This window comes from Micromonospora sp. BS32 (assembly GCF_059089345.1).
Genome location: NZ_JBSSHR010000008.1, coordinates 158,617 through 170,381 on the forward strand (window position 1 = coordinate 158,617; position 11,765 = coordinate 170,381).

Below are 11,765 nucleotides of genomic sequence, written 5' to 3' on the forward strand. Positions count from 1 at the left end.
GGGGTGGGGGGTGGCGCCGGGGGTCAGGGGGCGCCGCGCAGCACCGCCGCGCCCACGGCGGCCTCGGTGTGCGCGACGAGTTCCTTCAGCGGGGCGGGCAGTGACTGGATCAGCGCGCCGAGGCGGTGGTGGGCGCGGGGGCCGGCGCTCCACAGCACCTCGCGGGTGAGCCCCGCGGCGGCGACCAGTCCGAGCAGGGCGCCGTCCGCCACGGACGGCGGGTCCGCCCGTTCCAGCAGGGCCTGCAGCCGGGTGGACGGCCAGGCGACGGCGTTGAGGTCGATCGGGACGTAGCTGACCGAGGTGCGCAGCAGGCGGCGGTTCTCCTGGCGGCGCAGCACGCCGGCGCGGGCCAGCCGATCCCCCACCGACGTGGTCGCGCTCTGGGCCAGGAAGCTCAGCCAGGTCCGGACGGCCTGGTGCTGGGGTTCGCCGACCAGTTGGTCGAGCACGGTGTGGGAGAGCGCGTCGGCGGGCGGCCGGCGGTCGACGACGGTGAGCAGTCCGTTGGACACAGTGATCTGTCCGAACAGGACGAGTTCGCCGAGGAGGGCGCCGGCCAGTCCGAGGCCGGTGGCGCTGGGGTGGAGTTTCGCCTTGCCCCGGCTGTCGTTGTGGGCTATCAGGAAGAACTCGTCGGCGATGAGCAAACGAGCCTCCAACGCAATGTGTCCACTAGTGATCGACGCCGGGTGACAGGATGCCTGCACCGTCCGCTCAATGCAACTCCCACTTTTCGCAGTTGCACTCCGTGCTCACGCGACCTGCGGATCTTGCCGTGACAGACTCGGAGGGTGACCACCAGCCCTACCGTTCGGCGCCGTCGTATCGCCCGGGAACTCCGCCAGCTGCGCGAAGGCGCAGGGATGACGCTCGATGTAGCGGCTCGCCAGCTCGACATGTCCAAGAGCAACCTCTCCCGGATCGAGAACGCCCAGATCGGCATCCGCCCCCGGGACGTCCGCGCGGCGCTCGCCCTCTACCAGGTGACCGGAGCGGACGCCGAGGCGCTCATCGAGATTGCCCGGGACGCCCGGCAGCGCGGGTGGTGGCAGAGCTACAGCGACGTGCTGCCGGAGTGGTTCGAGTTCTACATCGGGCTGGAGGCGGAGGCGACCACGCTGCGCACGTACGAGGCGGAGGCGGTGCCCGGCCTGCTGCAGACCGAGGCGTACGCCCGGGAGGTCTTCCGCCGTACCGCCGGGGAGGAGGGCCTGGAGCGCAAGGTGGCCGCCCGGCTGCGCCGGCAGGAGGTGCTGCGCCGGGAGTCGCCGGTGGGGCTGTCGGTGGTGCTCAACGAGGCGGTGCTGTGCCGTCCGGTCGGCGGGCCGGCGGTGATGGCCGGGCAACTGCGCCACCTGACCGACATAGCCCACTCACCGAACGTGACTGTCCAGGTACTTCCCTTCGCGACCGGCGGACACCCCGCGATGAGCGCGCCGTACGTCATCCTCGGCTTCGCCGACGCGGCCGATTATCCGGTGGTCTACCTGGACAATCTCACGATGGGGCTGGCTCTGGAGGAGGCCGGGCAGGTCCGCGGGTATAGCCTGGTGCACGAGGAGCTGTGCCGCACGGCACTGGATCCGGCGGGCTCCGTGGCCCGCCTGGAAGAGGCTGCTCGTCACTTTGCGTGACTCAGTTACGGCACGCCACAAGGGACATGAGGTACGCGTATGACCGCGCTCGACCTGTCCGGGGCGCGCTGGCGCATCAGCACCCGGAGCATCGGCAACGGCAACTGCGTGGAGGTGGCCACCGTCCCCGGCGGTGTCGCGGTGCGGGACAGCAAGGACCGGCCCGGCCCGGTGCTCGTCTACCCCCCCGCCGCGTGGACGTCCTTCGTCGCCGGCGTCGACACGGTACGCCCCCGCTGACCGGCGGGCCGCCGACCGCCGTGCTCTCCGACGTACCCCTCGACCTGCCGGTCCGGCCCGTGCTGCCGGCGGTGTCCCGGGCGCTGGCCGGCGCGGGCGCCGCCGTCCTGGTGGCGCCGCCCGGCACCGGCAAGACCACCCTCGCTCCCCTCGCCGTGGCCGACGACGTCGAGGGTCGGGTGCTGATCGCGCAGCCCCGCCGGGTGGCCGCCCGCGCGGCGGCCCGGCGGATGGCCGCCCTGCTCGGCGAGCGGGTCGGTGACCGGGTCGGGTACGCCGTGCGCGGGGAACGCCGGGTCGGTCCGGGCACCCGGATCGAGGTGGTCACCACCGGCCTGCTGGTCCGCCGGCTCCAGCACGACCCCGAGCTGCCCGGCGTCGGGGCGGTACTGCTCGACGAGTGCCACGAGCGGCAGCTCGACGCCGACCTGGCGCTCGCCTTCGCGGTGGAGGCCCGCGCCGCCCTCCGTCCGGACCTGCGGCTGCTGGCCATGTCCGCGACGCCGGAGGCGGACCGGTTCGCCGCGCTGCTCGGCGGCGGGGACGGCCCCGCCCCGATCGTCCGGGCCGAGGCCGCGCTGCACCCGGTCACCCGGGTCTGGACGCCGCCGTCCCGGCCGGTCGCGCCGCCGGGCGCCGGTCGGGTGGACCCGGCCCTGCTGGACCACGTGGCGGCCACCGTCCGCCGGGCGCTGCGCGAGCAGGACGGGGACCTGCTGGTCTTCCTGCCCGGCGCCGGTGAGATCGGCGCCGTCGCCCGCCGGCTGGCCGACCTGGCCGACCGGGTGGCCGTCCTGCCGCTGCACGGGCGGCTTCCCGCCGCCGCGCAGGACGCCGCGCTGCGCCCCGCCGACCGCCGCCGGGTGGTGCTCGCCACCGCCGTGGCCGAGAGCAGCCTGACCGTGCCCGGGGTCCGGGTGGTGGTGGACGCCGGGCTGAGCCGGGTCGCCCGCACCGACCTGTCCCGGGGGCTGGGCGCCCTGGTCACCGTCGGAGTGTCCCGGGCCGCGGCGACCCAGCGGGCCGGCCGGGCCGGCCGGGAGGCCCCGGGGTACGTCTACCGGTGCTGGTCGGAGGCGACCCACGAACGGCTCGCCGCGCAGCCGGAGCCGGAGATCGCCACCGCCGACCTGACCGGCTTCGCGCTCGACCTGGCCGCCTGGGGCAGCCCCGACGGCGCCGGGCTGGCCCTGCCCGACCCGCCGCCCCCGGCGGCGCTGACCGTGGCCCGGGAGACCCTGACGGTCCTCGGGGCGGTGGACGGCGACGGCCGGATCACCGCCCGGGGCCGGGCGATCGCCGCGGCGGGCGCGCATCCCCGGCTGGGGCGGGCGCTGCTCGACGGCGCCGGCCGGGTCGGCGTCGACCGGGCGGCCGAGCTGGTCGCGCTGCTCGCCGAGGAGGGGCTGACCGGCCGGGACGACGACCTGGTCGCCGGCTGGCGCCGGCTGCGGGCGGAGACGGACCCGGGCGCGACCGCCCGCTGGCGGGCCGAGGTACGCCGGCTGCGCGCCGCCCTGCCGGACCGCTCCCGGCCGACCGGTGGCCACCTCCCCGACGACCTGGCCGCCGGGCTGCTGGTCGGCCTGGCGTACCCGGAGCGGCTGGCCCGGGTACGCCGGGCCGGCGGGACGTCGTACCTGATGGCCGGCGGGACCGCGGCGGAGCTGGCGCCCGGGTCGGGCCTGACGGGCGTCGACTGGCTCGCGGTCGCCGTGGCGGACCGCTCCCCGGGCGCGCCGACCGCGCGGATCCGGCTCGCCGCCGCCCTCGACGAGGCGACCGCCCGGGAGGCCGGCGGCCCGTTACGGCGCGAGGAGCGGGAGGTGGGCTGGGTCGACGGCGACGTGGTGGCCCGCGAGGTGGTGCGGCTCGGCGCGATCGAGCTGGTCGCCCGGCCGCTGGCCCGGCCGGGACGCGAGCTGCTGGCCGCCGCGCTGCGCGAGGGTCTGCGCCGGGAGGGGCTGGCGCTGCTCACCTGGACGCCGGCTGCGCGGGCGCTGCGCGCCCGGCTGGCGTTCTGCCGGCACGCGCTGGGCGGGGACTGGCCGGAGGTGACCGACGAGGCGCTGCTCGCCGCCGCCGACGAGTGGCTGGGCCCGGAGCTGGCCGCCGGCCGCCGTCGGGCCGATCTGGCCCGGGTGGACGTGGCGGGCGCGCTGCGCCGGCTGCTGCCCTGGCGGGAGGCGGCCCGGCTGGACGAGCTGGCCCCGGAACGGATCGAGGTGCCCAGCGGCTCGAAGGTCCGGGTGGACTACACCGACCCGACGGCCCCGGTGCTGGCGGTGAAGCTCCAGGAGACGTTCGGCTGGCGGGACGCGCCCCGGATCGCCGACGGGCGGGTGCCGGTGCTGCTGCACCTGCTCTCCCCGGCCGGCCGGCCGGTGGCGGTCACCGCCGACCTCGCGTCGTTCTGGCGCACCGGGTACCCGCAGGTCCGCGCGGAGCTGCGCGGGCGCTACCCGCGCCACCCGTGGCCGGAGGACCCGACCACGGCGGCGCCGACCCGGCACACCACGCACCGACGGCGCTGACTACTCCTCGACGATGTCGGCGATCACCACGGTGACGTTGTCCGGCCCGCCGGCGCGCAGCGCCAGGTCGATCAGCCGGCGGGCGCACTGCTCCGCGTCCGCGGTCTCGGCGAGGACCTCGGCGAGGGTGTCCGCGCGGACCACGTTGGAGAGGCCGTCGCTGCAGAGCAGCCAGCGGTCACCGGCCCAGGGCAGCATCGTCGCGTACGTCGGGGAGACCTCCTCGCCCTGGAGGGCCTGGGTCACCACCGCCCGCCGGGGGTGGCTGGCCGCCTCCTCGGGGCTGATCACCCCCTGGTCGACGAGCATCTGGACGAAGGTGTCGTCCCGGGTGATCTGCTTGAGCGTGCCCTCCCGGAACAGGTAGGCGCGGGAGTCCCCGATGTGTGCCAGGGCCAGGCAGCTGCCCGTCCGGGCGAAGAGCAGGGCGGTCAGCGTGGTGCCCATGCCCTGCCGTTCCGCGTCCTCGACGACCGCCTGGCGGATCCGCGCGGTGGCGAGTTCGATGCCGCTCTGCAGCGCGGCCACCAACGAGTCCTCGGGGGTCGCCAGGTCGAGGGGGGCGAACGCGTCCATGGCGAGCCGGCTGGCCAGGTCGCCGGCCGCCATCCCGCCCATGCCGTCGGCGACGGCGACGAGCCAGGCACCGGCGTGCAGGGCGTCCTGGTTTCCGCTGCGGATCAGCCCACGGTCGCTCGCCCCGACGGAACGAAGCTTCAGGGTCATGGGAGGCAGCCTGCCAGGCGAAGGGCGCTGTTGTCTCTAGGAGATCAGGACGACGCCGCGTGGCGCGGCGAATCTCACTGTCTTTTCCCTGCTGGGGAGGCCTTTCCGGCCGACCCGACGAAGGTCATCCAGCCCGATCGATTGACATGGCGGAGGTGCGCTGGAAACATCGGGCTGATATTGGGAGCGCTCCACGCCGAGGTTCCGCCCGACGCCCCCGAACAGATCAGCAACGGCGACTTCAGCGCCGGCGTCGCCCCCTGGTTCTCCTACGGCACCGGCGCGCTCGACGCCGGTGACGGCCGGCTCTGCACCACCGTCGCGGGCGGGCTGGCCAACCCGTGGGACGCCGGCATCGGCCACGACGGGGTACACCTCAACGCCGACGCCGAGTACGTCCTCGGCTTCGACGTCTCCGCCACCCCGGGCGCCGCCGTCAAGGCCGTCCTCCAGCTCGGCAGCGCCCCCTACACGACGTACGCCAGCGTCGAGGCCACCGCCGGCACCGAGACGAAGCGGGTCACCCAGACCTTCACCGTGCCGGCCGCCAACGACAACGCCCAACTGGTCTTCCAGGTCGGCGGCGCCACCGCCGAGCAGCGCCTCTGCCTGGACAACGTCTCCCTGCGCGGCGGCGAGGCCGCCCCGCCGTACCAGCCCGACACCGGGCCCCGGGTGCGGGTCAACCAGGTCGGCTACCTGCCCGGCGGCCCGAAGAACGCCACCGTGGTGACCGAGACGACCGACCCGCTGCCCTGGCAGCTCCGCTCCGCCGTCGGCACGGTGGTGGCCAGCGGCGAGAGCACCCCGCGCGGCGTGGACGAGGCCTCCGGCCAGCCCGTGCAGACCATCGACTTCTCCGCGTACCGGACGCCGGGCACCGGCTACACGCTGGTCGCCGACGGCGAGACCAGCCACCCGTTCGACATCTCCGGCGCCCTCTACGACCGGCTGCGCGCCGACTCGCTCCAGTTCTTCTACGCCCAGCGCAGCGGCACCCGATCGACGGCGACCTGATCGGCGCCGAGTACGCCCGCCCGGCCGGCCACCTCGGCGTGGCGCCCAACCAGGGCGACACGAGCGTCGGATGCCAGCCCGGCGTCTGCGACTACTCGCTGGACGTGCGGGGCGGCTGGTACGACGCCGGCGACCACGGCAAGTACGTGGTCAACGGCGGTATCGCCGCCTACCAGCTGCTGAACACCTTCGAGCGGACCAAGACCGCGGAGACCGCCGACGGTGGCACCGCCCCGGGCGACGCCACCCTCCGCGTGCCCGAGCGCGGCAATGCGGTCCCCGACGTGCTCGACGAGGCCCGCTGGGAGATCGAGTTCCTGCTCCGCATGCAGGTGCCGGCCGGCGAGCCGCTCGCCGGGATGGCCCACCACAAGATCCACGACCGGGCGTGGACCGGGCTGCCGCTCGCCCCGCAGGACGACCCGCAGCCGCGCGAGCTGCACCCGCCGTCCACCGCGGCCACCCTCAACCTGGCCGCCGTCGCCGCCCAGTGCGCCCGCCTCTTCGCCCCGTACGACGCGGCGTTCGCGGCCCGCTGCGGCACCGCCGCGAAGACCGCGTACGCGGCCGCGAAGGCCCACCCGGCGCGCTACGCCAGCGTCGCCGACGGCACCGGCGGCGGCGCGTACGAGGACGACAACGTCACCGACGAGTTCTACTGGGCGGCGGTGGAGCTCTACCTGACCACCGGGAAGAAGACCTACCTGGACGAGCTGACCGCCTCGCCGCACCACACCGGCGACGTGTTCACGCCGGGTGGGGCGTTCGGCTGGCAGAGCGTCGCCGCGCTCGGCCGGCTCGACCTGGCCGCCGTGCCGAACGGACTACCCGCCGCCGACCGGGCCCGGGTTCGTGCCTCGGTGACCGCCGCGGCCGACCGGTACCTCACCGCGCTGCGCGCCCAGGCGTACGGACTGCCGCTGCCCGGTGACGCCGCCGCCTACGTCTGGGGCAGCAACAGCAACGTGGTGAACAACGCGGTGGTGCTGGGCACAGCCTTCGACCTGACCCGGGACGCGAAGTACCGGGACGGGGCCGTCCAGGCGGCGGACTACCTGTTCGGCCGCAACGCGCTCAACATCTCGTACGTGACGGGCTGGGGCGAGCACTCGGCGCAGAACGAGCACAGCCGGATCTTCGGCCACCAGCTGAACCCGGACCTGCCGCACCCGCCGGCCGGCTCGCTCGCCGGGGGCCCCAACGCCGGCATCCAGGACCCGTACGCCGCGCAACTGCTGGCCGGCTGCCAGCCGATGTTCTGCTACGTGGACGACATCAACTCGTACTCCACCAACGAGGTGGCGATCAATTGGAACTCGGCGCTGGCCTGGCTCGCCTCGTTCCTCGCCGACCAGGGTGACGCCGGCGCGGTGCCGACGCCCACCTGCGCCGCCGGCTACCAGATCAACGGCACCTGGCCGGACGGCTTCAACACCCAGGTCACCGTCCGCAACACCGGCACGTCCACGATCAACGGCTGGACCGCCCGCTGGGCGTTCACCGGCGACCAGAGCGTCGCCTCCGCCTGGTCGGCGCAGGTGAGCCAGTCCGGGGCGACGGTGACGGCGAAGGACCTGTCGTACAACGCGAAGCTCGCCCCCGGCGCGAGCGTGACCTTCGGCCTGATCGGCAAGGCCGGTGCCCTCGCCAACCCGACACCGACCCTGATCACCCTCAACGGCCACGCCTGCACCCGCCCCTGACACCCACCCCCTGACCTGATTCGCGCGCGGAGGGGACCGCCCCGGCACGGGACGGTCCCCTCCGTCGTCGCGGTGACCGGCCTTCAGCTCCCGATGGCCGGTGGTCCGGTCAGCGGCACCAGGCGAAGAGCTCCGGGCTGGTGGTGTGCAGCTTCACGACCTGCCCGAGCGAGAGGTACGACCCGGCGGGCAGCTCGGCGAAGATCGGCCCGTTCACCGGGTCGGCCAGGGTGGAGTAGTCGACCTCCTGCTGCGCGGCGGCCTGGAGCAGCCCGAGGCTCTTCAGGGTGCCGAGCCCGGCCTGGACGCAGGCGGCCCCGGAGTTGGCCGGAGCGGCCTGGGCCGGGGCGGCGACGGCGAGACCGCCGAGGACGGCGGCGGTGACGCCCGCGAGGGCGATGGACTTGCGCATGACGGGTTCCCTTTCCGATCGGGTGGGTGTTCCTGATCAGGGCTTCGTCATCCGGACCGCCTCCGGATGCAGCCCGGTGGGGTCAATCTCGCGTCGTTGCTCCCCTGTGGGCGGCCTGGGACACTCTGAGGTTGGTGGCGCTGCCGCGCGACCAGTCGATCCAGCTCCTGAAGGCGCGAGAATGGCTGAGATGACCGGTGCCCGCTGGCGCACCAGCACCCGGAGCAGCTCCAACGGCGGCGACTGCGTCGAGGTCGCCGACAGCCTCCCCGGCCTGGTCCTGGTGCGCGACTCCAAGGACCGCGACGGTGGCACGCTCACCTTCACCCCCGCCGCCTGGCGGTCCTTCGTCGGGCAGCTCGGCGCGGCCGGGCGGAGCGACCGCTGACCGACCTCGTCGTACGTCCGGCTACCCCGGCGGATCTCGCCGCCCTGGTGGCGCTGCGGCTGGCCAACGCCGAGGCGCACCTGGCCCTGGACCCGGCCGTCTACCGGATGCCCCGCCGCGACGCCGTGACCGCGCACTTCCGCGCCGTGCTGGCAGCCGGGCGGGACGCGATCCTGGTGGCCAGGAACGCCGAGGGCCGGGTGCTGGGGATGGTCGAGGTGCTGCTCCTCCCGGATCCCCCCGAGCACCAGATCCTCCAACCGGAATCCGCCGCCCAGGTGCACACCGTCGTCCTGCCCGACGCCCGCGGCCTCGGGGTCGGCGCCGCCCTGCTGGCGGCTGCCGAGCGATGGGCGGCGGAGCGGCACGTCTCGCGGCTCTCGGCGGGCATCCACCACCGCAACAGCGGCGCGGTCGACTTCTACCGTCGGCACGGCTATGCCGACTCCGGGCTGTCGCTCGGTCGACGCCTCGGAGAGCAGCGGGCGCTCTGATCGCCGACCTGACCCCTCCATACGCCCGCCGCCCCGCCCGATCCCCCGAGCCGGGCCCGCACTTTCCGGGAAAGAGCGGCTATCCGGCGAGAAATAGCCACTCTTTCCGTGAAAGTGCGCCCGCCTCCCCGTGTGGGCGGGTGAGCGGGGTCAGACCGGGCGGCGCATGGCGACCCGGTCGTTCATGTCGAGCCCCAACCCCGCCTCGGCCTCCAGCACCGCCACCAGCCCCGGGGTCAGCTCCGCATCCGAGAGCGGCCGGAATCCGCAGCGGGCGTAGTACGGCTCGTTCCACGGCACGGACCGGAACGTGGTCAGCGTCAACGCGGGCAGCTCGCGTTCAGCGGCCCAGACCGCCACGTGGTCGAGCAGCCTTCGCCCGATGCCTCGCCGGGCATGGTCAGGGTGGACGCTGAGCTGCTGGACATGCGCGCAGCCGTCGACCAGCTCGGCCAGGGCGAAGCCGACCGGGCGGTCCTGCGCGTCGGCCGCCACCCATACCCGCCCGGCGGCCCGGCCGGCGGCGAGCACCTCGAGCGGCAGCGGTGGCGCGTCGGCGACGGCCACCATGCCGATCTCCCGGAACGGCTCGCCGGAGGCCAGCTCGATCCGTTGCAGTTCGGTGAGTTCGTCCGCCGTCGCCGTTCTGATCCGCTCCACGGTCGCCGACCCCATCACAGATGACGGCCGGCGGCCAGTCGATTACCGCGTCGGCTCGCCCGGACGTGGCCCCTGTGATCGGGGTCGCCCCGACCGGGACATCGCACGCCGGGCCCGCCGTCCTACGGTCGGACGATGAGCCCCGGCTGGTCGATGGTCCCCCCGCCCGGCCGGCTACGCACCCTGGCCCTGGCCACGCTGGCCAACACCGTCGGCTCCGGGCTCTGGCTGACCGGGGCGGCGCTCTACCTCACCCGCGACGTCGGGCTCAGTCCCGCCTCGGTGGGTCTCGGCCTCACCGTGGCCGGGCTGGTCGGGCTGACCGCCGCCGTACCCCTCGGCGGGCTGGCCGACCGGCGCGACCCGCGGACCCTGCGGGCCCTGCTGCAACTGCTCCAGGCCGCCGTCGCGGTGGCATACCTGCTGGTCGGGTCGTTCCCGGTGTTCCTGGCCGTGGCGGTGGCCGACGCGCTGCTCACCTCCGGCAACCTGGCGGTCCGCGCCGCGCTGGTCTCGGCGGTGGGTGGGCCGCACGGTCGGGTGCACGCCTTCGCCACCCTGCGCGCGGTGGCGAACCTCGGCATCGCAGTCGGCGCCGGGCTGGCCGGGTTCGCGCTCGCCGTCGACGACCACCGGGCGTACCAGCTGCTGGTGGTCGGCAACGCGGCCACCTACCTGCTCTCGGCCGCGCTGCTGCTACGGCTGCCGGCCTACCCGCCGGTGGCGGCCCCGGTGCGGGCGACAGCGCAGCACCGTGGGAGGGCGCTGCGTGACCGGCCGTTCCTGGCGGTCAGCGGGGCGTCGGCGATGCTGGCCCTGCACTGGACGGTGCTCACCCTGATCGTGCCGCTGTGGACGGTGCGCCGCACCGCGGCCCCACCGGCCGTGGTGTCGGCGGTGCTGCTGGTCAACACGGTGCTCACCGTGCTGCTGGCGGTGCGGCTGTCCCGTGGCGCCGATACCCCCGCCCCGGCCGCCCGGGCGATGCGCCGCGCGGGCCTGGTGCTGGCGGGGGCGATGCTGCTCTACGCGGCCACCGCCGGCACGCCGGCCGTGCCGGCGACCGCGCTGCTGCTGCTCGCCACGGCCGTCTACACCGTCGGTGACCTGTGGCACGGCACCGCCGGGGCGGGACTGGCGTACGGCCTGGCGGCGCCGGACTCGATCGGGGCGTACCAGGGGGTGGACGGGCTGCTCGCCGGCCTGGCCCGGGCCGCCGGGCCGGCGTTGCTGACCTGGGCGGTCCTGGACGGCGGTGTCGCCGGTTGGCTCGGTGTCGCCGCGCTGTTCGCGCTGACCGGCCTGCTCGTCCCGGCGCTCACCCGCCGGGCCGTCGCCAGCCGGGACCATCCCGTGGTCCGCACCACCGGCGGACACGCCACGCATCGACCCCCACCGCTGTAGCAGCATGGCGGCCATGACTGATCAGGAGACGCTCGTCATCCGGTCCGGCGACACGGCCGACGCGGCCACCGTGCTGCGGCTACTCGACGCCGCCACCGCCTGGCTGGTGGCCCGGGGTCGGACCGGTCAGTGGGGCACCGAGCCGGCCTCCGGCGATCCGCGCCGGATCGCCCAGGCCGAGGGCTGGGCGGCGAGCGGGGACCTCTGGCTGGCGATGCTGGGCGACACCCCGGTCGGGGCGCTGGTGGTCGGCGCGGCCAACACCCATGTTCCCCCTCCCACCGAGCCGGAACTGTACGTCAACCTGCTGGTCACCGACCGGGCGTACGCCGGTCGGGGGATCGGGGCCCGACTGCTGGCGTACGCGGCGGAGCTGGCCCGCGACCGCGGTCTGGGCCTGCTCCGGGTGGACTGCTACGCCGGCGCCGACCGGGCGCTGGTTCGCTTCTACGAGAGCTGCGGCTTCACCGCCACCGACCCGTTCGAGGTGGAGCGCCCCGGCCGTGAGCCGTGGCCCGGCCAGGTGCTCGCCCGCCGGCTGTGCTGAGCC

Annotated in this window: 13 protein-coding genes; 9 read left to right on the forward strand and 4 right to left on the reverse strand. The window is 75.1% G+C overall.

Annotation, left to right across the window (positions count from 1 at the left end; translation table 11 throughout):
- Positions 1-23: 23 nt before the first annotated feature.
- Entirely contained in the window at positions 24-650 is a 627-nt protein-coding gene (locus AC5RWQ_RS15065) for a GOLPH3/VPS74 family protein (protein ID WP_494283414.1), read from the reverse strand.
- Between the two features lie 144 nt (positions 651-794).
- Between AC5RWQ_RS15065 and AC5RWQ_RS15070 the strand changes: the two genes are divergently transcribed.
- The 3 genes from AC5RWQ_RS15070 to hrpB are packed head-to-tail and all read left to right on the forward strand — an operon-like array spanning position 795 to position 4,411.
- Entirely contained in the window at positions 795-1,637 is an 843-nt protein-coding gene (locus AC5RWQ_RS15070; RefSeq protein WP_494283341.1) for a helix-turn-helix domain-containing protein, read from the forward strand.
- 39 nt (positions 1,638-1,676) lie between these two features.
- Positions 1,677-1,877, forward strand: coding sequence for a DUF397 domain-containing protein (locus AC5RWQ_RS15075; protein ID WP_494283342.1), 201 nt, complete (start codon positions 1,677-1,679; stop codon positions 1,875-1,877).
- A gap of 20 nt (positions 1,878-1,897) precedes the next feature.
- A complete protein-coding gene (gene hrpB / locus AC5RWQ_RS15080; RefSeq protein ID WP_494283415.1) occupies positions 1,898-4,411 on the forward strand; it encodes an ATP-dependent helicase HrpB in 2,514 nt (837 codons plus the stop codon).
- Here hrpB and AC5RWQ_RS15085 read toward each other — a convergent pair whose 3' ends face one another.
- Entirely contained in the window at positions 4,412-5,137 is a 726-nt protein-coding gene (locus AC5RWQ_RS15085) for a PP2C family protein-serine/threonine phosphatase (RefSeq protein ID WP_494283343.1), read from the reverse strand.
- 180 nt (positions 5,138-5,317) lie between these two features.
- Here AC5RWQ_RS15085 and AC5RWQ_RS15090 point away from each other — a divergent pair, with 180 nt between their 5' ends.
- Positions 5,318-6,154 (forward strand): cellulase N-terminal Ig-like domain-containing protein, encoded by an 837-nt coding sequence (locus AC5RWQ_RS15090; protein ID WP_494283344.1) that lies wholly within the window; start codon positions 5,318-5,320, stop codon positions 6,152-6,154.
- A gap of 38 nt (positions 6,155-6,192) precedes the next feature.
- Positions 6,193-7,857, forward strand: coding sequence for a glycoside hydrolase family 9 protein (locus AC5RWQ_RS15095; RefSeq protein ID WP_494283345.1), 1,665 nt, complete (start codon positions 6,193-6,195; stop codon positions 7,855-7,857).
- A 109-nt stretch (positions 7,858-7,966) separates the two neighbouring features.
- Here AC5RWQ_RS15095 and AC5RWQ_RS15100 read toward each other — a convergent pair whose 3' ends face one another.
- Complete coding sequence (locus AC5RWQ_RS15100; RefSeq protein ID WP_494283346.1) at positions 7,967-8,269, reverse strand: hypothetical protein; 303 nt, start codon at positions 8,267-8,269, stop codon at positions 7,967-7,969.
- 190 nt (positions 8,270-8,459) lie between these two features.
- Between AC5RWQ_RS15100 and AC5RWQ_RS15105 the strand changes: the two genes are divergently transcribed.
- Together AC5RWQ_RS15105 and AC5RWQ_RS15110 are read left to right on the forward strand one after the other, a co-directional pair.
- Positions 8,460-8,657 (forward strand): DUF397 domain-containing protein, encoded by a 198-nt coding sequence (locus AC5RWQ_RS15105; RefSeq protein WP_494283416.1) that lies wholly within the window; start codon positions 8,460-8,462, stop codon positions 8,655-8,657.
- Complete coding sequence (locus AC5RWQ_RS15110; RefSeq protein WP_494283417.1) at positions 8,654-9,151, forward strand: GNAT family N-acetyltransferase; 498 nt, start codon at positions 8,654-8,656, stop codon at positions 9,149-9,151. The genes AC5RWQ_RS15105 and AC5RWQ_RS15110 overlap by 4 nt, the downstream gene beginning before the upstream one ends.
- Positions 9,152-9,301: 150 nt before the next feature.
- Here the strand turns inward: AC5RWQ_RS15110 and AC5RWQ_RS15115 are convergent, their stop codons facing one another.
- Entirely contained in the window at positions 9,302-9,811 is a 510-nt protein-coding gene (locus AC5RWQ_RS15115; RefSeq protein ID WP_494283347.1) for a GNAT family N-acetyltransferase, read from the reverse strand.
- Between the two features lie 135 nt (positions 9,812-9,946).
- Between AC5RWQ_RS15115 and AC5RWQ_RS15120 the strand changes: the two genes are divergently transcribed.
- Both AC5RWQ_RS15120 and AC5RWQ_RS15125 read left to right on the forward strand, forming a co-directional pair.
- Entirely contained in the window at positions 9,947-11,215 is a 1,269-nt protein-coding gene (locus tag AC5RWQ_RS15120; protein WP_494283348.1) for an MFS transporter, read from the forward strand.
- A 13-nt stretch (positions 11,216-11,228) separates the two neighbouring features.
- The gene (locus AC5RWQ_RS15125; RefSeq protein ID WP_494283349.1) at positions 11,229-11,762 is read left to right on the forward strand and encodes a GNAT family N-acetyltransferase; all 534 of its coding nucleotides are present in this window, start codon (positions 11,229-11,231) and stop codon (positions 11,760-11,762) included.
- Positions 11,763-11,765: the final 3 nt, after the last annotated feature.

Excerpts from the sequence above, each read along its gene's own strand:
- AC5RWQ_RS15075 (WP_494283342.1), top strand. The coding sequence starts at position 1,677 with ATGACCGCGCTCGACCTGTCCGGGGCGCGCTGGCGCATCAGCACCCGG.
- AC5RWQ_RS15105 (WP_494283416.1), top strand. The coding sequence starts at position 8,460 with ATGACCGGTGCCCGCTGGCGCACCAGCACCCGGAGCAGCTCCAACGGC.
- AC5RWQ_RS15125 (WP_494283349.1), top strand. The coding sequence starts at position 11,229 with ATGACTGATCAGGAGACGCTCGTCATCCGGTCCGGCGACACGGCCGAC.
- AC5RWQ_RS15085 (WP_494283343.1), bottom strand. The coding sequence starts at position 5,137 with ATGACCCTGAAGCTTCGTTCCGTCGGGGCGAGCGACCGTGGGCTGATC.
- AC5RWQ_RS15100 (WP_494283346.1), bottom strand. The coding sequence starts at position 8,269 with ATGCGCAAGTCCATCGCCCTCGCGGGCGTCACCGCCGCCGTCCTCGGC.
- AC5RWQ_RS15120 (WP_494283348.1), top strand. The coding sequence starts at position 9,947 with ATGAGCCCCGGCTGGTCGATGGTCCCCCCGCCCGGCCGGCTACGCACC.